Source organism: Streptococcaceae bacterium ESL0729, assembly GCA_029391995.1.
Lineage (GTDB): Bacteria > Bacillota > Bacilli > Lactobacillales > Streptococcaceae > Floricoccus.
This window is the reverse complement of sequence record CP113924.1, coordinates 1244187-1264903: the sequence shown is the minus strand read 5'-3', so window position 1 is coordinate 1264903 and position 20717 is coordinate 1244187. Positions and strand designations below refer to the sequence as shown.

Here is a 20717-nt window from a genome sequence, read left to right as displayed (position 1 = left end):
CTTTAATTAAGTAGTGGGAAGTCCCTTGAATTATATGGTCTATATAGTAAGAGCTACCTTTATTAAGATATTACCCTACCACAAAATTTATGTCAAAAATATAGCTAAATACTAGTGTTTTATTGGTGTTTTTAGCTATTTAAACCAAAAAAATTCACAAAAAAAGGACAACCCTTAGGTTGTCCTCTCATTTTTTTATTTAATTTTTATTCAAGGGAATTGGCCCAACTTTTTGAAAGTTTGCGTGAAAACTGACTAATGACAAAGTTGATGACGAAATAAATTAGGGCTACCGTTCCATAAAGCATGAAAACTTGTCCGGCCTGGTAGTATTTACCCATCAAAATTTGTGAGCTACCAAACAGCTCTTGAAGGGCAATTGTTGAATAAAGGAAGCTGGTATCTTTGATTACTGTTACAAACTGAGAAATAATCGCAGGTAACATCTTTCTAATGGCCTGTGGCAAGACAATGATGGTAAGGATTTGGAAGTCTGAAAACCCTTGTGATTTACCAGCTTCAACTTGTCCATTAGGGACACCATTTAAACCACCCCTGATAATCTCTGCCAGGGCTGCAGAAGTAAAGACCGTAAAGCTTGTTACACCCGCTGGAACTGATTTTAGCTTGAAGATAAGAAAAATTACGAAAATCCAAAGTAGGTTGGGTACATTACGGACGATTTCAATATAAATACCTGCAAGAATTTTGAAAAATTTATTCTTCCCATTTCTCATGACAGCTAGGATAGTTCCAAAGAAGGTACTAAAGACAATGGCTAAAAGTGATATCCAAAGGGTTAGCATGAGTCCTTCCATCAAAAACTTCATATTTGCAGGAGTAAATACTTGTTGTGCTTGTTCAGATAATGACATGAGTCTCCTTTCTATTGATGAAAGTCATCAAATGCTGTAAGAATCTTTATTTCTCTCTTCAATTTTGCGACCATATGTAGCAAGAGGGAAGCAAAGGATAAAGTAGAGAACACCAACAGCGATAAAGGCTGGAATAAAGCTTAAGTTTCCTGATGACCAGCTTTTGGCTGTAAAAATTAGATCTGCACCACCGATTAGGGCGATGGTTGAAGTATTCTTAATTAGGTTAACAACCTGGTTGGTAAGTGGCGGGATAATCATCCTTATCGCCTGTGGCAGAATAATTAATCTCATTGATTCCTGATAGGAGAAGCCTTGTGACTCAGCAGCTTCAAGTTGTCCGCGAGGTACAGCTTCAATCCCACTTCTGATAACTTCTGAAATGTAAGCTCCGTGGTAAAGTCCCACACAGAGCACAGCTGTCCAAAAGGCACTTAGCATGAGATGTTCATTCACTATAGGGAAACCATAATAAACGACAACAAATTGGATAAGGAGGGGAATATTTTGATAAAGTTCAACATAGACCCTAGAAACTCCCTTGAGAAATTTATTTTTACTTGCTGACATGGAACCAAAGATGATTCCAAGGGCCAAGGCAAGGATGAGGGCACAGATTGATATTGCTAAGGTATATAAAAATGCTTTACCAAAGATACCAAAGTCATTGAATAGTGCCTGCCAACGTTCAAGAGCAAATGGGCTCATAAAAACTCCTTTCTAAGATAGATGCTTATTTGTTTGAGGCATCCTTTAAATTATATTTAGTATATAACTTGTCAAGAGTACCGTCTGTCTTCCATTTTTCAAGCAATTGATTCATATAGTCGTTTAAATCGGTACTTGATTTTTTACTTGCAATCCCGTATTTCTGTGGAGCAAATCCAATGTCTAGGATTTCAGTTTCTCCGTCCACATAACCTGTAAGGATTGACTTATCAACAGCAAAGGCATCAATTCTTCCAGCTGTTAAAGATAATTTAAGGGTTGGATAGTCTGAAAGCTCAGTGTACTTGAAGCTAATCCCATTTTCTTGGGCTAGTTTTTCAAGGTTCTTTTTGGTACTTGATGATTGGGCAACCCCGATTGTTTTACCGTCAAGGTCTTTGATGCTCTCGTAACCATATTTCTTTTTAACCAAGAAGCCAGCTTCATCTGTAAAGTAAGGCTCTGTAAAGTTGTAGGTTAATTTTCTTTCATCGGTAATGGTAAATGTTGCAAGCACGGCATCAATCTGGTTGTTGTCAAGAAGTGGTCCCCTTGTTTGAGCAGTTACAGGAACATACTCAGGTTTTGCTCCAAGCTCGTCAGCAATCATTTGTGCTAGCTCAATTTCAATTCCTGAGAATTTACCAGTTTCTGGATCTTTAAAACCAAAGTTTGGTACGTCCTGCTTAACACCGACTCTGAATTTTTTACTTTCCTTTATCTTATCTAAGGCCTTACTGGTTGAGCTTGCACCATCTGAGCTTGTTTTGGTAGATGAGCTACAGGCAGCTAAAGATAAGGCGACCAGGAATCCAGTGAAAATCATCAGCGGTTTTTTAAATTTTTTCATCATTCCTCCTTTTTGATTTATAATACTTTAAAAATTAGTAACCAATCGAATTAGTGGGAAATGATTTGACCTAGGAATTGTTTGGCACGCTCTTCAGTAGGATTATCAAAGAATCCTTCAACGTCGGTTGTATCTTGTAAGATTTCACCGTCAGCCATAAAAATAATTCGGTCAGCAACATTACGGGCAAAGCCCATCTCGTGGGTTACAACAAGCATATTCATACCTTGTTTGGCTAGGTTTTGCATAACCTCAAGAACATCACCGATTGTCTCTGGGTCAAGAGCACTTGTTGGCTCATCAAAAAGAAGCAATTTAGGGTGCATGGCAAGACCGCGGGCGATGGCCACACGCTGTTTTTGTCCACCAGAAAGCATGCCAGGGTAGCTATCTTTTTTATCCCACATATTTACATACTCAAGATATTCTTGGGCAGTTTTCTCAGCATCAGCCTTACTTTCTTTGAGGACTTTGATTGGTGCTAAAGTTACATTTTCAAGGACGGTTTTGTGGGGGTATAGATTGAAGTGTTGGAAAACCATACCAACTTCTTTTCGAAGGTCAATTAAATCTTGGGCACTTGCTGAATCGACATGGTGACCGTTTACGATTAATTCACCTGAGTCAATTTTTTCAAGGGCATTTATGGTACGGATAAGAGTTGATTTACCACTACCAGATGGGCCTAGGAGAACGACGACTTGTCCCTGTTCAACCTCTAAATTGATATCTTTTAGGGCATGGTAATCCCCGTAGTACTTTTCTACATTTTTAAATTCAATGAGTGCCATAAAAACTCCTTTCTTATTGTCACTTTTTCTGACATTGGCATATTCTAACAAAAAAATATGAATTCGTCAAATATTCAGAAAAATTCGACCAATTAGACCAATTAGGCTAATTGACTGGCTAAACCAGCTTTTTTGTAATAAATTCTAAAAAAATGTATAATAAAGTAAAAGATATTTGAATGGATGGATGACTATGAAGAGAATATTGGTAGTTGATGATGAGAAGCCGATTAGTGATATAGTAAAATTTAATTTGACTAAAGAAGGTTACGAGGTAATTACTGCCTTTGATGGCGAAGAGGCCCTCAAATTATTTGATGAGGAGAATCCTGATTTGGTTCTTCTTGATTTGATGCTTCCTAAGATTGATGGACTTGAAGTCGCACGTGAGATTAGAAAGTCAAGTGATATACCAATCATTATGGTTTCGGCTAAGGATAGTGAGTTTGACAAGGTGATTGGCTTGGAGCTTGGGGCTGACGATTATGTGACCAAGCCCTTTTCAAACCGTGAGCTCCTAGCCCGGGTTAAGGCCAATCTTAGAAGGATTAAGGCCGCCCAAAATTTGGCCCAAGAAGATGATTCCAAGCAAGAAATTATTGTTGGGGATCTAAAGATTATTCCAGAAAAATATGTGGCCTACAAAAGGGATGAGCCCCTTGAACTTACGCATAGGGAGTTTGAGCTCCTTCATTATTTGGCCCAACATATTGGTGAGGTTATGACCCGTGAACACCTTCTTCAAACTGTTTGGGGTTATGATTATTTTGGTGATGTGAGGACAGTTGACGTAACTGTTCGTCGTTTGAGGGAAAAAATTGAAGACACTCCAAGTCGCCCAGAATATGTGGCCACTCGTCGTGGCGTTGGCTATTATCTGAGTGAGGCTAAGAATGATAAGGATAACTAGATAAGTGTGAAGAAAATAAAATTTTATAATTCGATAGTTTTTAAGGCAGCCCTTGCGGTCGTGCTGCTTTTTTCTATCTTTATAGCCTTTAGTTATGACCTGCTTATCCAAAATTTGATTCTTTATAGAAGTTTTATGGTTTTTAGCTTGATTTGCCTGGTTGTTACAATCTTTGTGGCTCAAAGGCTTTCAGGTGTGATTTTTAAGGTCTCCAAGCAGGTGGAAGACTATGCCAATAAAAATTATTCTGAGCGTAAAAATATTTCAGGTAATAATGAGATAACCCTGCTTTATGATAATGTTGTAAGGCTTGGTGAGGAGATTGAAAAAACGCAAGATACGCTAGAGAGCCAGCATAATCGTTTAAATGGTATCCTAACTTATATGACTGATGGGGTTATTGCCACTGATCGGCGGGGTAAAATTGTAACTGCAAATGCTGCAGCCCTGACCATGCTTGGCCTTAATGAGAAGAAAATATTAAATAAAAGGATAGTTGACGTCTTAAAATTATCAAGTAAATATAGCTTTAGGGACCTTCTAACTCAGTCACCTGAGGTTATTATTGACAGGGAAAACGAGATGGGTGAGTATGCAAGTATCCAGCTTCACTTTGCTCTTTTTAGAAGAGACAACGGCTTTATTTCGGGTCTTGTAGTTGTTCTTCATGATGTGACTGAGCAAGAGACGGCAGAGCGGGAGCGTAGACTTTTTGTAGCCAATGTATCTCACGAACTGAGAACTCCTTTAACCAGTGTGAAAAGTTATCTGGAAGCCTTGGAAGAGGGAGCTTGGATGGATCCTGAGATTGCTCCTAATTTTCTGGCCGTGTCTTTGGGTGAAACGGACCGCATGATTAGGATGATTAGCGATCTTTTGACCCTGTCAAGAATGGACCGGGAGGATATGGTTGCTGACAAGGAGATGGTCAATCTCGTAGCCTTTCTTCACTTTCAGCTCAACCGCTTTGATCAGATGTCTGTAAGTACGGGACTTGATAAGACCATTAAGATTATCAGAAAGATTCCCCTTAAGCCTGTTTGGGTCGAGATTGATACCGACCAGATGGGTCAGGTTATTGATAATATCATGAATAATGCCATCAAGTATTCACCAGAAGGCGGAACCATTACCGTTTCCTTGGAAGATACCAACAATCAAATTTTACTCAAGGTTACAGATGAAGGAATAGGGATTCCTAAAAAGGATTTACCCAAGATTTTTGATCGTTTTTACCGGGTTGATAAGGACCGTAACAGAAAGCAAGGGGGAACTGGTCTAGGTCTTGCCATTGTGCGTGATGTGATAAAATTACATAACGGCTATATTTGGGCATCTAGTGATGGGGAGCATGGTACAACATTTACCATCATTCTCCCTTATAATCCAACCCTAACAGAGGTTGTTACAGAAGAAGATGACTGGGGCTAAGTTCCCCAGTTTTTAAAGTGAGGAAAGTAGTGGAAGATTCAGCATTTAAATACAGTATTTTAGCTTCAGGAAGCAGTGGGAACGTCTTTTATCTGGAAAGTCCCAAGAAGAAGATTTTGGTTGACGCAGGGCTTTCAGGTAAAAAAATAGAAGGTCTAATGGCAGATATCGGTAGAGATTTAGGGGAGGTTGATGCCCTCTTGGTCACCCATGAACACAAGGATCATGTGGCAGGACTTGGTGTTCTAGCCAGAAAGTACAAGCTTGATCTTTATGCCAATCAGCCGACCTGGGACGCGATTGGTGAATCTTGTGGTCGGATTCCCAGTGAGCAAAAAAATATTTTTGAACTGGGTCAGACCATGACCTTGGGGGATTTGGACATTGAAAGTTTTGGTGTCAGCCATGACGCAGCAGCACCCCAGTTTTACAGGTTTATGAAGGATAACAAGAGTTTTGTTATGCTTACTGATACAGGCTACGTTAGTGAAAGGGTGGCTAAAACCATCGAAAATGCTGACGCTTATTTGATGGAAAGTAACCACGATGTGGAAATCCTTAGGATGGGTTCTTACCCTTGGCGGATAAAGCAGCGTATCTTAAGTGACCATGGACACTTATCAAATGAGGACGGAGCTCGTGCAGCACTTGATGTTTTGGGTAATAAGACCAAGAAGATATTTTTGGGTCACAGAAGTCAACAGAATAATATCAAGGACTTGGCCCACATGACCATGGAAACAACGCTCATGCAAAATGATATTGACGTTAAAAAAGAAATTAAAATCTATGACACCTCCCATATCGAAGCTAGTCCCCTTTTTGATATCTAGGAGGGACGGAAGACGATTGAAGAATTCAATCGTTTTTTTTGATATAATACAGAAAAGAGGAGAAAAAAATGAATAATATTGAAGAATTAAATCTTGAATTACAGGAAAAATACGGAATTAACTTTACGAATCTCAAGCTTTTAAAACAAGCGTTTACCCATTCGAGTTATGCAAATGAACAACGTCTCCCAAAAGCTTCAAATAATGAAAGGTTGGAGTTTCTTGGAGATGCCGTTTTGGGACTAACGATTTCAGAATTCTTATTTAAAAAATATGAAGATCGGCCAGAAGGTGAACTTTCAAAAATGAGGTCAAATATTGTAAGGACAGAGAGTCTTGCCAATTTTGCCCGTAAATGTAATTTTGACAAATACCTTCTCTTAGGTCATGGGGAAGAAAAAAGTGGTGGAAGAAATAGGGATACCAATCTTGAGAATCTTTTTGAGTCATTTTTGGGTGCCCTCCTACTAGATGAGAACTTTAAGGCAGCAGAAGCCTTCATCTACCAGGTGATTATTCCGACCATCCAAAGTGGTGAATTTGAAAAGATTGTGGACTTTAAGACCAGCCTGCAAGAGGCCCTTCAAGCCAATGGAGATGTTGATATCAGCTATCAGGTAGTTAAGGAGAGCGGACCAGCCCACGAAAGAGTGTTTGAGGTTACAGTTTTTCTTAATGGAGATGAGATCGGTCACGGTTTAGGTAAATCAAAGAAAAATGCTGAGCAGGCTGCGGCTAAAAATGCCCTTGAAAGCAATGACAATTTGGTGCTTGAAACAAGTATTATCAACCAGAAAAAGGAGGACTAATGTTTCTTAAAAGAATAGAAATGGTTGGTTTTAAGTCTTTTGCTGATAGGACCAAGATTGATTTTGATGCAGGAATTACGGCAATTGTTGGACCAAATGGGTCTGGTAAGTCAAATATAGCAGAAGGCTTGCGTTGGGTTCTTGGGGAGCAGTCCGCCAAAAGCCTCCGTGGAACCAAGATGCCAGATGTTATCTTCTCAGGTACTGAAAGCCGCAAGGCCCTAAATTTTGCTGAGGTTATTGTAAGCTTTGACAACAAGGATAAGTACCTCAAGGCTGATCAAGACCTTACTATTACAAGACGTCTTTACCGCAATGGTGATAGTGAATTCTTGATTAACGGTAAGAAGGTTCGCTTGAAGGATGTACATAGTTTATTCACTGACACGGGGCTTGGCAGGGACTCTTTTTCTATAATTTCTCAAGGTAAAATCGAAGAAATCTTTAGCAGTAAGCCAGAAGACCGTAGGCTAATCTTTGAAGAAGCTGCGGGTGTTTTAAAGTATAAGACCAGGAAGAAGGAAACTGAAGGTAAACTTAATGGAACCCAGGAAAATATCGACCGCCTGGAAGACATTATTTATGAGCTAGATAGCCAGCTTGCTCCCCTAAGGGCACAAAGGGATAAGGCCCTTAAATATAAGCAGCTAGATGGTAAGAGGATGGAGCTTGAGCTATCCGTTGTTGTGGCTCAAATTATTGAAGAAAAAATAAAATACCAAGCTAGAAGTGAAGCCTTTGAAGAAATTTCAAGTCTTTTAGCAGATTTAAGGCAGAAAAAATCAGTCTATGAGGGTAAGGTTGCATCCATCAAGGATAGCAGACGTAAACTAAACCTTGAGCGAGAGGACCTTCAAACTGAGGTGGTTAGTCTAACCAAGCTTAGGGCAGACTACCAAGGAAAACTTGAGCTGTTTGACAGCCAAAAGGATGCTTCTGATAAAAGTAAGGCTGAACTTGAAGGTCGCTTGGAGGAAGCTTGCGGTAAGCTTGAAGGTTACCAAGGCAAACTTGAGGAAGTTGAGTTCCTTTTAGGGAAAAATGAAGCGGAAAAAGACACCCTTCTTTCAGCCATCAAAAAACTTGAGCATGAAGAGGACAGATATTCAGATGATCCAGAGCTTGTCATGGAAGAGCTCAGGCAGGCTTATGTAAGTCTGGTCGACCAAGAGGCCAGTCTAAATAATCAACTGGTCAAAAATGATTCAGATGTAGAAAATATTTTAAGGGCATCAAGGGAGCAAGATGATAGTTCAAAAGAGCTTGAAGAAGCTTATGGACAAAACAAAATCCAGCTCATTAGTAGCCAAAAGGAAGTTGACCAAACAAGCGAACTCCTTGCTGAGCTTTCAGACGATAAGAAGGCTCTTATTCAAAGGAGGGAAGAGATTGACAGGAACTTCCAAAGAGCCCAAAATCTAATGTTTGATAAGCTTGACCAACTTAAAAGTCAAAGGGCCAAGCTTGAAAGTCTTGAAAATATTCAGGCCAACCACAGCAATTACTATCAAGGGGTTAAGGCTGTTCTTAATCATGCCTCAAAAATTGGTGGTATCATAGGACCTGTTGCCGACTTAATTAGCTTTGACAGCAAATATTCGACAGCCCTTGAAGTTGCTCTAGGCGGCAGTGCCCAAAATCTGATTGTTGAAGATGAAGCTTCTGCCCAACAAGCCATTAATTTTCTTAAGGAGAGTAAGAGCGGACGGGCAACCTTCCTGCCTTTAACAACAATTAAAGCCAGGCAATTGTCGCAGAATCATCTGGATAAGCTTAGAGACCTGGCCGGATTTGTTGGTCTGGCCCTTGATTTGATTCATTTTCAAGAAAAAATCGAGCCAGCCCTTTCAAGCCTTCTTGGAACAACAGTGGTGGTTGATACTATAGAAAATGCCAGCCAGATTGCAAGATCTATGGACTATAAATTCAAAATAGTCACCTTGGATGGCACTATTTTGATGCCAGGTGGTTCCTACTCGGGTGGTTCGAATAGGAAAAATTCAACCACCTTTACCCAGGCTGAGATTAAAAATCTGAAAAAATTATTGCCTTCCTTGGAATCTGAGTTAAAGGCCTTGGAGCAAGATGTTAAAAAGATTCAAGAAAGGGGCCAAGACCTCCTTAGCAAACTTGAACAAAATAGTAGTTCAACTCAAGATGCACGTCTTAAAAAACAAGAGAAGACCTTAAAGGTTGAACACTTAATGGAAGAGAAGAAAAAACTTGAAGCCCAGCTTGCAAGGTTAACTTCAAAGGACAAGTCCCTAGAGCTTAATGCCTTGGCTGAGCAGGCAGAGAGTATTAAGATTCAGCTTGAGAGCTTAAGACTTGAAAAAGTTAAGATCACCCAAGAAATAGAGAATCTGAAAAAAAATCAGACCAGCCTTAAGGAAATGAAGGAAGGTCTCAAGGAGAAAATTCAGACCAGTCACTTGAAACTTACTGAGATTACAAGTGAAATCAAGTTTAGGCTGTCAGAAAAAGAAGGCCTTGAAGAGATGATTTTTGACCTCAAGGAACAAATTTCAAATTATCAGAAGAGCCTTACTGAAAGTGGAAAATTAAGCCTAGAAGACAGGGATAAGTATTCAGTCAGACTTTCTGAAGTTGAAACCAGGCTTACTGCTTGTGACCACAAAATTATTCAGATCAAGTTTGAGCTTGATGACCTTCAAGGCCAGCTTGATGACCTTGATGATTTAAGTAGTAAAAATATCAAGGCCCGGGAAGAGTACGGGGACAGTCACACAAGACTTGAACTTGAGCTTGAACAGTCAAAAAAATACCTCATGGACAAGCAGCTTATCCTAACTGATAGTTATCAAATGAGTTTTGAGGAAGCTAAAAATCAGGCTCAAGATCTGGAAGATTTAAAGCTTTGCGAGCTTGAACTTAGGGAGCTTGAAAAGCAAATCAGAGCTCTTGGGACTGTTAACCTAGATGCTATTAGTCAGTATGATGAGGTTAGTGGCAGGTATGAATTTTTAAGCACCCAAAAAGATGACCTCCTAAGGTCAAAGGAGATGCTCCTTGATACCATCCTTGAGATGGATGATGAGGTTAAAATTCGTTTTAAAAACACCTTTGAAGCCGTGAGAGAAAGCTTTAAGAAGACATTTGAACAGATGTTTGATGGTGGGCAGGCCGACCTTGAGCTGACTAGTGATAATCTTCTTGAAGCTGGTATTGAGATTGTTGTCCAACCACCAGGCAAAAAACTTCTAAGCCTTAATCTAATGAGTGGGGGAGAAAAATCCTTAACAGCCCTGGCCCTCTTGTTTGCCATCTTAAAGGTTAAAACGGTACCTTTTGTTGTCCTAGATGAGGTTGAAGCGGCTCTTGATGAAGCAAATGTTAAGCGTTTTGGAAATTACATGACTCATTTTGACGGAGCCAATCAATTTATTGTGGTCACCCATAGAAAGGGAACCATGGCTGCTGCTGACTCCATTTATGGGGTAACCATGCAGGAATTTGGGATTTCAAAAATTGTATCAGTCAAGTTGCAAGATATAAAAGAAGATAGTTAGAGGAGATAAGATGATAAAATTACTGGCCCTTGATTTAGATGGAACTCTTTTAGATAGTCAAAAAAAGGTATCTGATAAAAACAGATGGGCCCTTGATGAGGCTAGAAAAAAAGGGGTCAAACTAGTTATTACCACAGGCCGACCTTTGACATCGATTAAATACCTCCTAGAGGATTTGGATTTAATTGACCCAGACGAATACAGTATTACCTTCAATGGGGGCTTGGTCCAAAGGAATACAGGCGAGATTTTAAGTAAGTCTTCCCTAAGTCTTGCTGAAATTAAGGAAATTCATAAGCTGGGTTCAAGTTTTGGTCTGCCTCTTTCAATCTTAAGCGATGACAGGGTCTATGAACTTGATGGGCCGACTGACTACAGGAAGATTAATCCAGCCCTTAACTATTTTGAATCATCGGTTGAGGATTTACCGTCTGATCGTATCTATAATAAGGCTATTTTCTGTGCAGAGGCTGAGATTCTTGACAGCCATGTTAAAGAGCTCCAAACAAAATTAGCAAGCTCTTTTGAATCCTTTAAATCAAGGGATATAATTTTTGAGGTTATGCCCAAGGGTGTGGTTAAGGCGACAGGCCTTAAGGGGCTAATTGACATCTTAAATATTGATCAATCAGAGGTTATGGCCATAGGTGATGAAGAAAATGACCGGTCGATGATTGAATGGGCAGGATACGGGATGGCTATGGCTAATGCAGTTGATTTGATAAAAGACTTAGCTAATCACACGATTCCTCTGACAAATGATCAAGATGGTGTTGCCTGGGCAATTGAAGAGTATATTTTATAAATTTTGTAGGTAAAATTTAGCTTAATTTAAGAAGGAGGATATTATGGGCTTATTTGATAAATTATTTAAAAGAAAAAACAAGGATAAAAAAGAGGAGCAGGTTGAGGAAGCTCCTTTAGAATCACCTTCTAATCAATCAGAAGACTTGAATGCATCTTCTGCTAATGAAAGTTTCCAGGCTTTTATTCAGGAGGAGAAAGAGGCTCCTAGTGATCAGTCTATTGGTAGTCTAGCTCCTGTAGAAGATAAAAAGCTTGGGCTTGAAGAAGCTCATCAGCCAGTAAAAATTGAGCCTGAAGAAAAACTTGAAGAAAAATATCAAAAGTCACTTAAGAAGACAAGCCGCTCCTTTGGGGATAGGTTTAATGCCCTTATGGCAAACTTTAGGGGAGTAGACGAAGAATTCTTTGAAGAGGTTGAAGAGGCTTTGATTTTAAGCGATGTGGGTTATGAATTATCCCTAGATATTGCTGAAGAATTAAGGGAAGAAGTCAGGTTTAAGAACGCTAAGAAGCGTGAGGATGTAAAAAATGTCATCATTGAAAAGCTTGCTGACACCTTGGATGATAATGGCTTAAATCACAGCCTAAACCTTCAAAAGGACGGGCTTTCTGTCTTTATCTTTGTGGGGGTAAATGGTGTTGGTAAAACAACAACCATCGGTAAGCTTGCAAATCGCTACCGCCTGGAAGGTAAGAAGGTTCTCCTAGCAGCTGCTGATACCTTTAGAGCTGGTGCTACTGACCAATTGGTTGAGTGGGGTCAAAGGAGTCAAGTTCCTGTCGTTGTTGGACGGGAAGGGGGAGACCCTGCAAGTGTAGTCTTTGATGCAGTTAAAAGGGCCCGTGATGAAGGATATGATGTTCTTTTAATTGATACAGCAGGGCGTTTACAAAACAAGGACCATCTGATGAAGGAACTTGAAAAAATAATTAGAATTATCCAAAGGGAGGTTCCAAGTGCTCCTCATGAGACCCTGCTTGCAGTTGATGCAACGACTGGGCAAAATGCGATTGAGCAAGCCAAGCAGTTTTCAAGCGTGGCTCCTTTGACAGGAATTATTTTGACCAAGCTTGATGGAAGTGCCAAGGGTGGTATTGTTTTTGCCATTGAAAGTACCCTTAAGATTCCCGTTAAACTCGTTGGACTGGGTGAGAAGATTGATGATTTAGAAGATTTTTCACCAGAAAACTTTGTCGTTGGCGTTTTCTCATCACTACTATAAAAGACAAAATAAAAATGAAGACCCGTGGTCTTCATTTTTATTAGAGGTCAAAATACTGCTTTTTCAGGATACTTGGGTAGATATTTGCGAGTTTTTCGAGCTCCTTTTGCTTCTTTTTCATGTCGTGGGTCACTTCCTTGGAGAAATTTTCAAGGATAATCCTTGCATCCTTAAAGATATAGCCCCCATTTTTCATGTCATCTTCATCTGAATAGGTTGCAAGCCTGTGTGATAAGTCCTTAAAGAAGGTTTCAAGGAAGTAGGCAGGCAGGTAAAGGTTATACATGGAAGTGAAATTCTTAAGAAAATTATAGTCATAGAAGGGGATTTTAATATCCTTTTGGGGGATGATTAGAAGATCATTTCCCGTGTCCAGGGGACGATTTAAAAGTTCATTAATCTTCTTATTTAAGATATTTCTTACTTCAAGCTCCTTTAATTTTTTGTCGATGGCCAGTTGTTTTTTGTAGCGATTTTCGTCATAGAGGTGGTAGAGGTAAAAACCAAGTCCCATCCCTACAATGCCCAGCAGCATGCCGGCTAAAATTGATAAGATAATTTGGATATTCATGTGGAAATTATACCATTATTATTGGGCCCTAGGCTAGTGGGAGCTAGTTTAAAAGTAGAGGTAAAATAATTGTCCCTCGTAACACGAACTATTTGACCATTCTTGACCAAAAGTGTAAAATTAACAAAAAGGTCGCTTGAGATTTGTGACCATGCTAATTTTTACTAAACTAAAAAGGAGAAAATTATGAATCTAGTACCTACAGTTATTGAACAATCAAGCCGCGGAGAGCGTGCTTATGATATCTACTCACGTCTTTTAAAGGACCGTATCATCATGCTTACTGGTGAGGTTGAAGATAATATGGCCAATTCCATCATTGCCCAACTTCTTTTCCTAGACGCTCAAGATAGCACAAAGGACATCTACCTTTATGTAAACACACCTGGTGGTTCTGTATCGGCTGGTCTTGCTATTGTTGATACCATGAACTTCATTAAGTCAGACGTTCAAACAATCGTTATGGGAATGGCTGCTTCAATGGGAACCATTATCGCTTCTAGTGGGACTCCTGGTAAACGTTTCATGCTACCTCATGCTGAATATATGATTCACCAACCAATGGGTGGTACTGGTGGTGGAACCCAGCAGACTGACATGGCCATTGCTGCAGAACACCTACTAAAAACCCGTAATACCTTGGAAAAAATTCTTGCCGAAAATTCAGGTCAACCAATTGAGCGTGTTAATAAGGACGCTGAGCGTGATAACTGGATGAGTGCTGAAGAAACACTTGACTATGGTTTTATTGATCAAATCATGGAAAATAATAAGTTAAAATAAGATATGAAAGATTCCTCGAGTGAGGAGTCTTTTTTATCTGGTAAAAATTTTGTTTTTAGCAGATAAAAAGCTATAATTATGGGGTTATTTGTGATTTTTATATCATAAAACGATAAAAACTTAGATAAAAACTTATAAGGAGCAAAAATGAAAAAGTATCTATTTATCTTATCTTCAGTCGTTATTCTTACTGCTTGTGGCAATCACAAGACATCTGAAGTCAAAACTATGAACGAGGTAAAAACTGAAAAATCTGGGCTGACTAATGAAAATACAGCCAATAAATCTAGTAATAAAGACATTCAGGTCAATGAAGATAAAAGTGAGGACCTTGATTTAGTAGAAGACAAGGCAAGCCAGGAAGCAATTGCTATAGTTTCACCTAACCAAGAAAATAGTGGAGATACAGTCACTTCAAGCGATGGATCCAAGGAAGTAGACTATAATGCTGGGTTGACCCCAGAAGATATTGCCCGCAATGAGGAGTATAACGGGGTAAGTATGACTGATGAGGAGATAGATGCAATTGATGCAGAGTTACCAGCTAGGGAAGATGGTTTGCCCCGTCGTTCACGTGGAAAGGCGTCTTTTCCCGTTGATTCATCAAGCTTAAATGAAGAAGTAGCTATGAGAATTATTAGAGAAGGTCTGAAAGAATATGATGAAAAATATGGCTTACTCCTTAGCACAGGTATGAAAAATAAGAATGGAATTACAGTTAATGTTGTCCTAAAAAATTATCCAGGCGAGTATGGTGGTACTTTCCCTTGTTTTGTAAAAAATGATGGAAGTTGGCAGATTGTAGGATAAAAGAAAAATCTTTCTTCTTAAAATAATTTTTCCCGGTAGCTATTTTTTATCTTACCAGTAAATATGTTTAAGACCTCCCTTGGAGGTCTTTTTTCGCAATAAGTAGATCAATCCAGTGGAATTGGCTTAATATAAAGGCTGTTATAATCTTCATTAAGGTGTTGACTTGGTATTTTTGAAAGATAAAAAAGCTAATAAACCTCTTGCAATAAGTTATAATTATGATAAAATAGATTAGTATGTTATCTATGATTAACAAAAAAATTTAACAGGAGATATAAAAATGGCTAAAGTTTGTTATTTTACTGGTCGTAAGACTGTATCAGGAAACAACCGTTCACATGCTATGAACAAAACTAAGCGTACTTTCAAACCAAACCTTCAAAAAGTAACTGTTCTTATCGATGGTAAACCTAAAAAAGTTTGGGCTTCAGCTCGTGCTCTTAAATCAGGTAAAGTTGAACGTATCTAATTTTATTATTGATTAATCAATAGAATAAAAGACCGTCGTGCTGAGTCGCGACTTTTTTATTTTCAAGAATTATGATAGAATTACAGTAATTAAATTCTAAGGAGCAGAAAAAATGACTGTTACTATTAATACAAAGAACGGTGCTGTCGAAATTGAAAATGATGTTCTTTCGACAGTTGTTGGTGCGAGCACGACTGAAATTTTCGGAGTTGTTGGTATGACGAGCAAGAGTGCAGTCAAAGATAGCTTTAAGGTTATTTTAGGTCAGGAAAATTATTCAAAAGGTGTAGTCATCTCCAATAAAGAAGAAGGCATAACTGTCGATGTTTATGTCGTTGTTAGTTATGGTGTAAAAATAAATGAGGTTGCTAAAAATATTCAGGAGCGGGTCAAGTTTAACCTAGAAAATCAACTTGGTGTTGTTGCTGACTCAGTAAATATTTTTGTGCAAGATGTGAAGGTGGTAGCAAAGTAAAATGTCAAAAATTAATGCAAGTCTATTTCAAGAAATGGTTCAAGCAGGAAGTTCTCGTCTGAATAACCAAGCAGAATATGTGAATTCCCTTAATGTATTCCCTGTTCCAGATGGTGACACTGGGACAAACATGGGTATGACAATCACAAATGGTGCCAAGGAAGTAGCAGATAAGCCAGCAGCGACAGTTGGGCAGGTAGCACAGATTTTATCAAAAGGGCTTCTAATGGGAGCACGTGGTAATAGTGGAGTTATCCTAAGCCAGCTTTTCCGTGGTTTTGGTCAGAAAATCGTAGACCTTGATGTCCTTGATGGTAAGGCACTAGCTTCTGCCCTTCAAGGAGGAGTTGAGGTTGCCTATAAGGCTGTTATGAAACCAGTTGAGGGGACCATCCTTACAGTTGCCCGCGGGGCAGCCACTTACGCCCTAAAAAAGGCTGAAGAAACTGATGATGCAATTGAGGTCATGCGTGCTACCCTTGAGGGAGCAAATGTTGCCCTTGCCAAAACACCTGACATGCTTCCAGTTCTTAAGGAGGTTGGTGTAGTTGATTCAGGCGGACAAGGTCTAGTTTACATTTATGAAGGCTTCCTTGCAGCAGCGACTGGTGAGTACCTAGAAAGTGTTGACTTTGTTGCGACACCAGCTGTCATGGATGAGATGGTAAATGCAGAACACCATAAGTCAGTCGCAGGACATGTGGCAACGGAAGATATTAAGTTTGGTTATTGTACCGAGATTATGGTTGCCCTAGGTAAGGGTCCTACTGCTAGAAAAGAATTTGACTATGATGAATTTCGTACCTACCTTAATGATCTAGGTGACTCTCTTTTAGTTGTAAATGATGATGAGATTGTAAAAGTCCATGTTCATACAGAAGATCCAGGTCTTGTCATGCAAGAAGGTCTTAAATACGGAAGCCTGGTTAAGGTAAAAGTTGACAACATGCGTAACCAGCATGACGATGTCCTTGAAAAAGAAGCCCAACAAGCTCCAACAGCTCCTTTAGAAGAAGCTAAGGAATTTGGGATAATTGCAATTGCTGCCGGTGATGGACTAGCTAAGGTCTTTAAGGGCCTAGGTGTTGACTATGTTATAAGTGGTGGTCAAACAATGAATCCATCAACTGAGGATATTGTTGTAGCCATCGAAAGTGTTAATGCTAAAAATATTATTATCCTACCAAATAACAAGAATATCTTTATGGCTGCTCAAACAGCGGCAGATGTTGTTGAAAAGCCAGCCCTTGTTGTTGAATCAAGAACCGTTCCTCAAGGATTTACGGCCCTCTTAAGCTTTGATCCAAGCCGTAGCCTGGAAGAGAACAAGGAACGTATGACTCAAGCCCTTTCTGATGTTGTTAGCGGATCAGTAACCAATGCTGTTCGTGATACTACGATTGATGGCCTTGAAATCCATGAAAATGACATACTAGGAATGATTGATAACAAAATCGTTGTGTCAACCCCTGACATGGGGGATGCACTGAGTGCAACTCTTGACAAGATGCTTACTGATGAAAGTGAAATTGTAGCCATCTATGTCGGTGAAGATGGAAGCCGCGAACTTGCTGAAAGTCTTGCTGAGGATATCGAAGAAGACTATCCAGAAGTTGAAGTTGAAATTCATCAAGGAGATCAACCAGTTTATCCTTACCTATTTAGTGTTGAATAATAAATATAAGACCCTTATGGGGTCTTTTTTTATGATTTGCTTATAAAAATAGATATTTATTTCACAAAAATCTAATTTTGTGGTAGAGTCAGAGGTAGATGGGAGTTTAGAATGAAAAAAATACTAGCAGTAATAATTTTAACTTTTACCTTTACCTCTTTAACTGGCTGTAAACAGGGGAGAGCTGTCTCTAAACCTTCTACTACTGATTCCACATCCAGTAGTTCTAAAATTGGGGATGTAGACAAGCAGACTAATATTACACCGCCTTTAACCAAGGATCAGCTTGCGGCAGAAATTGCTAAGACTGAAGGGATTACTAGGAATCTTGCAACAGAGGAAATCAATCAAAATATAATTGAAGGAGAGAATCAAGTAGGAGAGACCTTCCGAATTTTTTCGAGGGAAATTTTAGTCACTGATGACTACCGTCCAAGGATTAAATTTTACTGTCAAACAAGTGAAGAAGGAGAATCTAGGGCAATTGATAAAGTTTTTCGAATATATTTTGATCGAAATTACAGAGGCCTGACCAAGGAATTCAATGGTCATATTTATGCTAATCTTGAAGACGCTACTACTATTTTTTATACCTTAAATGGTGATTTTTATGATGGGGGAACTACTTATGGGTCAACTGCTTGTAATGTGGTCTTAGGTCATGGTGATGATTTAACTTTTACTGTTCAGGATTATGATAAGGCTTTTGCTTATAAGTATTTGGAAGACAAATTTATTTTTTGACAAAAGACAACTTAGTTTGTCTTTTTTACTTATTTTACTTATTTTTCTTAGCAGTCTTGCTGATTAGCCATCATCTGAAAGTGTAACTATTTATGCTATACTGAAGGCAAGAAAAGTTACAGAAAGGACGCCAGGTAATCTGGTAGAGTGTATGAAATTAAGTGATTCAATTCAGTATCTTAAGGGTGTAGGTCCCAAGGCCCTTGAAAATTATCAGAAACTTGGTATTTCAACCCTTGAAGACCTACTTTTTTACTTTCCCTTTAGGTACGAGGACTTTTCAGGTAAGTCAGCCCTTGAACTAATGGACGGAGAGAAGGCGACAGTAGTTGGAGTAGTTGTAACACCAGTCTCTAGTCGGTACTATGGATTTAAGAAAAATCGTCTAAATTTTAAAATTAAGCAAGATGAGCTGGTAATTTCAGTCAGCTTTTTTAACCAGGCCTACCTGGCTCAAAAAATCGAAGTCGGGGCAAACCTTGCTATTTACGGAAAGTGGGATGCTAGAAGGGCAGCCCTGTCTGGAATCAAGCTTTTGGCTCAGATTGACAATGGGCGTGAGCCTGTTTACCGGCTCAAGGAGGGGGTTAAACAGGGAAAGCTTGTATCTTTAATCAAGCAGGTTATGGACCTTGGAGCCCTTAATCTTATAGAGGAAACCCTACCGGCCTATCTTCTTGAAAAGTATCGCCTGCTCCCAAGAAGTCTTGCTGTTTTTAATATGCACTTTCCAGAAGATGATGAGGCCCACAGGCAAGCCCTAAGGAGGGTAAAATTTGAGGAATTATTTTACTTTCAACTTAAGATGCAGGCCTTGAAATATAGGGATAAAAAATTGACTAAGGGCCTAAGTCTGCCCTATGATGATAAGCTTTTATTAGAAAAAATAAATCAACTACCCTTTGACCTGACCCAGGCTCAAGAGAGGGCTCTTGATGAAATATGTAGGGATTTAAGATCTAATAACCACATGAATCGTCTCCTGCAAGGAGATGTTGGCTCAGGTAAGACGGCTGTAGCTTCTTTAGCCATGTACGCAGCCCATACGGCGGGTTTTCAATCAGCCATGATGGTACCGACAGAAATTTTGGCCAACCAGCATCTTTTAAGTCTAAAGGAACTCTTTCCAGAACTTAGGGTTGGTCTTCTAACTAGTGGGATGAAGCCTGCTGATAAAAGGGAGGTTTTGGCTGGGCTTGTAGCAGGTTCAGTTGATATGGTTGTCGGAACCCATGCTCTGATTCAGGATGGGGTTGAGTTTAAAAATTTGGGCTTAGTTATTACAGACGAGCAGCACCGTTTTGGGGTCAAACAAAGAAAATTCCTTAGGGAAAAGGGTGAAAATTCTGATGTTCTCATGATGACGGCAACTCCTATTCCAAGGACACTTGCTATTACCTCCTACGGGGATATGGATGTTTCAATCATTGATGAATTACCTAAGGGGCGTGTTCCTATCACAACCAGGTGGACCAGGCAGGAGCAATTTTCTCAAGTCTTGGCATGGATTAAGGATGAACTTAAGAAAGGGGCCCAGGTTTATTTTATTTCTCCCTTAATTGAAGAAAGTGAGACCTTGGACCTTAAAAATGCCCAAGATCTTTACCAGGATTTAAAAGATTACTTTGGAGATCAGGCTAAGATTGCCCTTTTGCATGGTCGGATGAAGGCCCAGGAAAAGGATGAAATCATGACCTCTTTTAAGGCCAAGGAATATGATATTCTAGTGTCAACGACTGTAATTGAGGTTGGGGTTAATGTGCCTGATGCAACAATTATGGTGATTATGAATGCTGACCGCTTTGGACTCAGCCAGCTCCATCAGCTTAGGGGTCGGGTTGGTCGGGGAAGCAAAAAGTCCTACGCCATCCTTGTCGCCAATCCTAAAAGTGATCAAGGAAAGGAGCGGATGAAAATTATGACTGAGACGAATAATGGCTTTGTTTTAGCAGAAGCAGATCTTAGGATGCGGGGATCTGGTGAGATATTTGGCCTTCGTCAATCAGGTCTACCAGAGTTTACGGTGTCTGATATTGTTGTTGACTATAATATCTTAGAAGCAGCAAGACTTGAGGCAGAAGCGATATTTGAGGATGATAACTTAAGGTCCAATCCCCAGTATAGGCTGCTCTTTGAAAACTTATCTGATCTTGATATCTTTGATTAAAATAAATGGTACTTTAGACTGATGTACCATCAGGCAAAAAGTTTTATTATATATCTATCGACCAAGGTCGTAAAACTTTTTCATAAATAACAAAACTCCTAAGGGATTCTAAATCCTAAGTAAACAAAACTCCTAAAAACTCCTACATGAAAGACCAGATTAATTTCTGGTCTTTTATTTCATTAAAATTAGTCATGAGGGCCTTAAAGTTAGTTTTATAAGGTATAAGCATGGAATATTTTATAAAATTTGT

The 20717-nt window shown here is 39.3% G+C and carries 19 protein-coding genes; 14 read left to right on the top strand and 5 right to left on the bottom strand.

What is annotated here, in order from left to right; translation table 11 throughout:
• Positions 1-206: 206 nt before the first annotated feature.
• From OZX68_06330 to OZX68_06315, 4 genes are read right to left on the bottom strand one after another with little or no spacing between them, the layout of a single operon-like run.
• Positions 207-875: an amino acid ABC transporter permease gene (locus OZX68_06330; GenBank protein WEV60532.1), complete on the bottom strand. Its 669-nt coding sequence runs from the start codon at positions 873-875 to the stop codon at positions 207-209.
• A gap of 27 nt (positions 876-902) precedes the next feature.
• Positions 903-1583: an amino acid ABC transporter permease gene (locus OZX68_06325; GenBank protein WEV60531.1), complete on the bottom strand. Its 681-nt coding sequence runs from the start codon at positions 1581-1583 to the stop codon at positions 903-905.
• Between the two features lie 25 nt (positions 1584-1608).
• Complete coding sequence (locus OZX68_06320) at positions 1609-2436, bottom strand: transporter substrate-binding domain-containing protein (GenBank protein ID WEV60530.1); 828 nt, start codon at positions 2434-2436, stop codon at positions 1609-1611.
• Positions 2437-2483: 47 nt separating this feature from the next.
• Complete coding sequence (locus OZX68_06315) at positions 2484-3224, bottom strand: amino acid ABC transporter ATP-binding protein (GenBank protein WEV60529.1); 741 nt, start codon at positions 3222-3224, stop codon at positions 2484-2486.
• 193 nt (positions 3225-3417) lie between these two features.
• Here OZX68_06315 and yycF point away from each other — a divergent pair, with 193 nt between their 5' ends.
• The 7 genes from yycF (at position 3418) to ftsY (ending at position 12767) form a co-directional block, all read left to right on the top strand.
• The gene (gene yycF, locus OZX68_06310; GenBank protein ID WEV60528.1) at positions 3418-4134 is read left to right on the top strand and encodes a response regulator YycF; all 717 of its coding nucleotides are present in this window, start codon (positions 3418-3420) and stop codon (positions 4132-4134) included.
• Positions 4135-4140: 6 nt separating this feature from the next.
• Positions 4141-5565 (top strand): ATP-binding protein, encoded by a 1425-nt coding sequence (locus tag OZX68_06305; protein WEV60527.1) that lies wholly within the window; start codon positions 4141-4143, stop codon positions 5563-5565.
• 29 nt (positions 5566-5594) lie between these two features.
• Positions 5595-6398 (top strand): MBL fold metallo-hydrolase, encoded by an 804-nt coding sequence (locus tag OZX68_06300; protein ID WEV60526.1) that lies wholly within the window; start codon positions 5595-5597, stop codon positions 6396-6398.
• Positions 6399-6466: 68 nt separating this feature from the next.
• Complete coding sequence (rnc, locus tag OZX68_06295) at positions 6467-7207, top strand: ribonuclease III (protein ID WEV60525.1); 741 nt, start codon at positions 6467-6469, stop codon at positions 7205-7207.
• A complete protein-coding gene (gene smc, locus OZX68_06290; GenBank protein ID WEV60524.1) occupies positions 7207-10737 on the top strand; it encodes a chromosome segregation protein SMC in 3531 nt (1176 codons plus the stop codon). Before rnc ends, smc begins: the two co-directional genes overlap by 1 nt.
• A 10-nt stretch (positions 10738-10747) precedes the next feature.
• Complete coding sequence (locus OZX68_06285; protein WEV60523.1) at positions 10748-11542, top strand: Cof-type HAD-IIB family hydrolase; 795 nt, start codon at positions 10748-10750, stop codon at positions 11540-11542.
• A 43-nt stretch (positions 11543-11585) separates the two neighbouring features.
• The gene (ftsY, locus tag OZX68_06280) at positions 11586-12767 is read left to right on the top strand and encodes a signal recognition particle-docking protein FtsY (protein ID WEV60522.1); all 1182 of its coding nucleotides are present in this window, start codon (positions 11586-11588) and stop codon (positions 12765-12767) included.
• A 40-nt stretch (positions 12768-12807) separates the two neighbouring features.
• On the opposite strand, the gene OZX68_06275 is transcribed toward ftsY, so the two are convergent.
• Positions 12808-13338: a hypothetical protein gene (locus tag OZX68_06275; protein ID WEV60521.1), complete on the bottom strand. Its 531-nt coding sequence runs from the start codon at positions 13336-13338 to the stop codon at positions 12808-12810.
• A gap of 186 nt (positions 13339-13524) precedes the next feature.
• Here OZX68_06275 and OZX68_06270 point away from each other — a divergent pair, with 186 nt between their 5' ends.
• From OZX68_06270 to recG, 7 genes are all read left to right on the top strand, one after another.
• On the top strand, positions 13525-14121 hold the full coding sequence (locus OZX68_06270) for an ATP-dependent Clp protease proteolytic subunit (GenBank protein ID WEV60520.1): 597 nt from the start codon (positions 13525-13527) through the stop codon (positions 14119-14121).
• A gap of 147 nt (positions 14122-14268) precedes the next feature.
• Positions 14269-14931 (top strand): hypothetical protein, encoded by a 663-nt coding sequence (locus OZX68_06265; protein ID WEV60519.1) that lies wholly within the window; start codon positions 14269-14271, stop codon positions 14929-14931.
• A gap of 283 nt (positions 14932-15214) precedes the next feature.
• Positions 15215-15403: a 50S ribosomal protein L28 gene (gene rpmB, locus OZX68_06260; GenBank protein WEV60518.1), complete on the top strand. Its 189-nt coding sequence runs from the start codon at positions 15215-15217 to the stop codon at positions 15401-15403.
• A gap of 112 nt (positions 15404-15515) precedes the next feature.
• Positions 15516-15878, top strand: a complete 363-nt coding sequence (locus tag OZX68_06255; GenBank protein WEV60517.1) for an Asp23/Gls24 family envelope stress response protein — start codon at positions 15516-15518, stop codon at positions 15876-15878.
• A gap of 1 nt (position 15879) precedes the next feature.
• Complete coding sequence (locus OZX68_06250; GenBank protein ID WEV60516.1) at positions 15880-17553, top strand: DAK2 domain-containing protein; 1674 nt, start codon at positions 15880-15882, stop codon at positions 17551-17553.
• 111 nt (positions 17554-17664) lie between these two features.
• Positions 17665-18297, top strand: a complete 633-nt coding sequence (locus tag OZX68_06245) for a hypothetical protein (protein ID WEV60515.1) — start codon at positions 17665-17667, stop codon at positions 18295-18297.
• A 139-nt stretch (positions 18298-18436) separates the two neighbouring features.
• A complete protein-coding gene (gene recG, locus OZX68_06240; GenBank protein WEV61391.1) occupies positions 18437-20464 on the top strand; it encodes an ATP-dependent DNA helicase RecG in 2028 nt (675 codons plus the stop codon).
• Positions 20465-20717 lie beyond the last annotated feature (253 nt).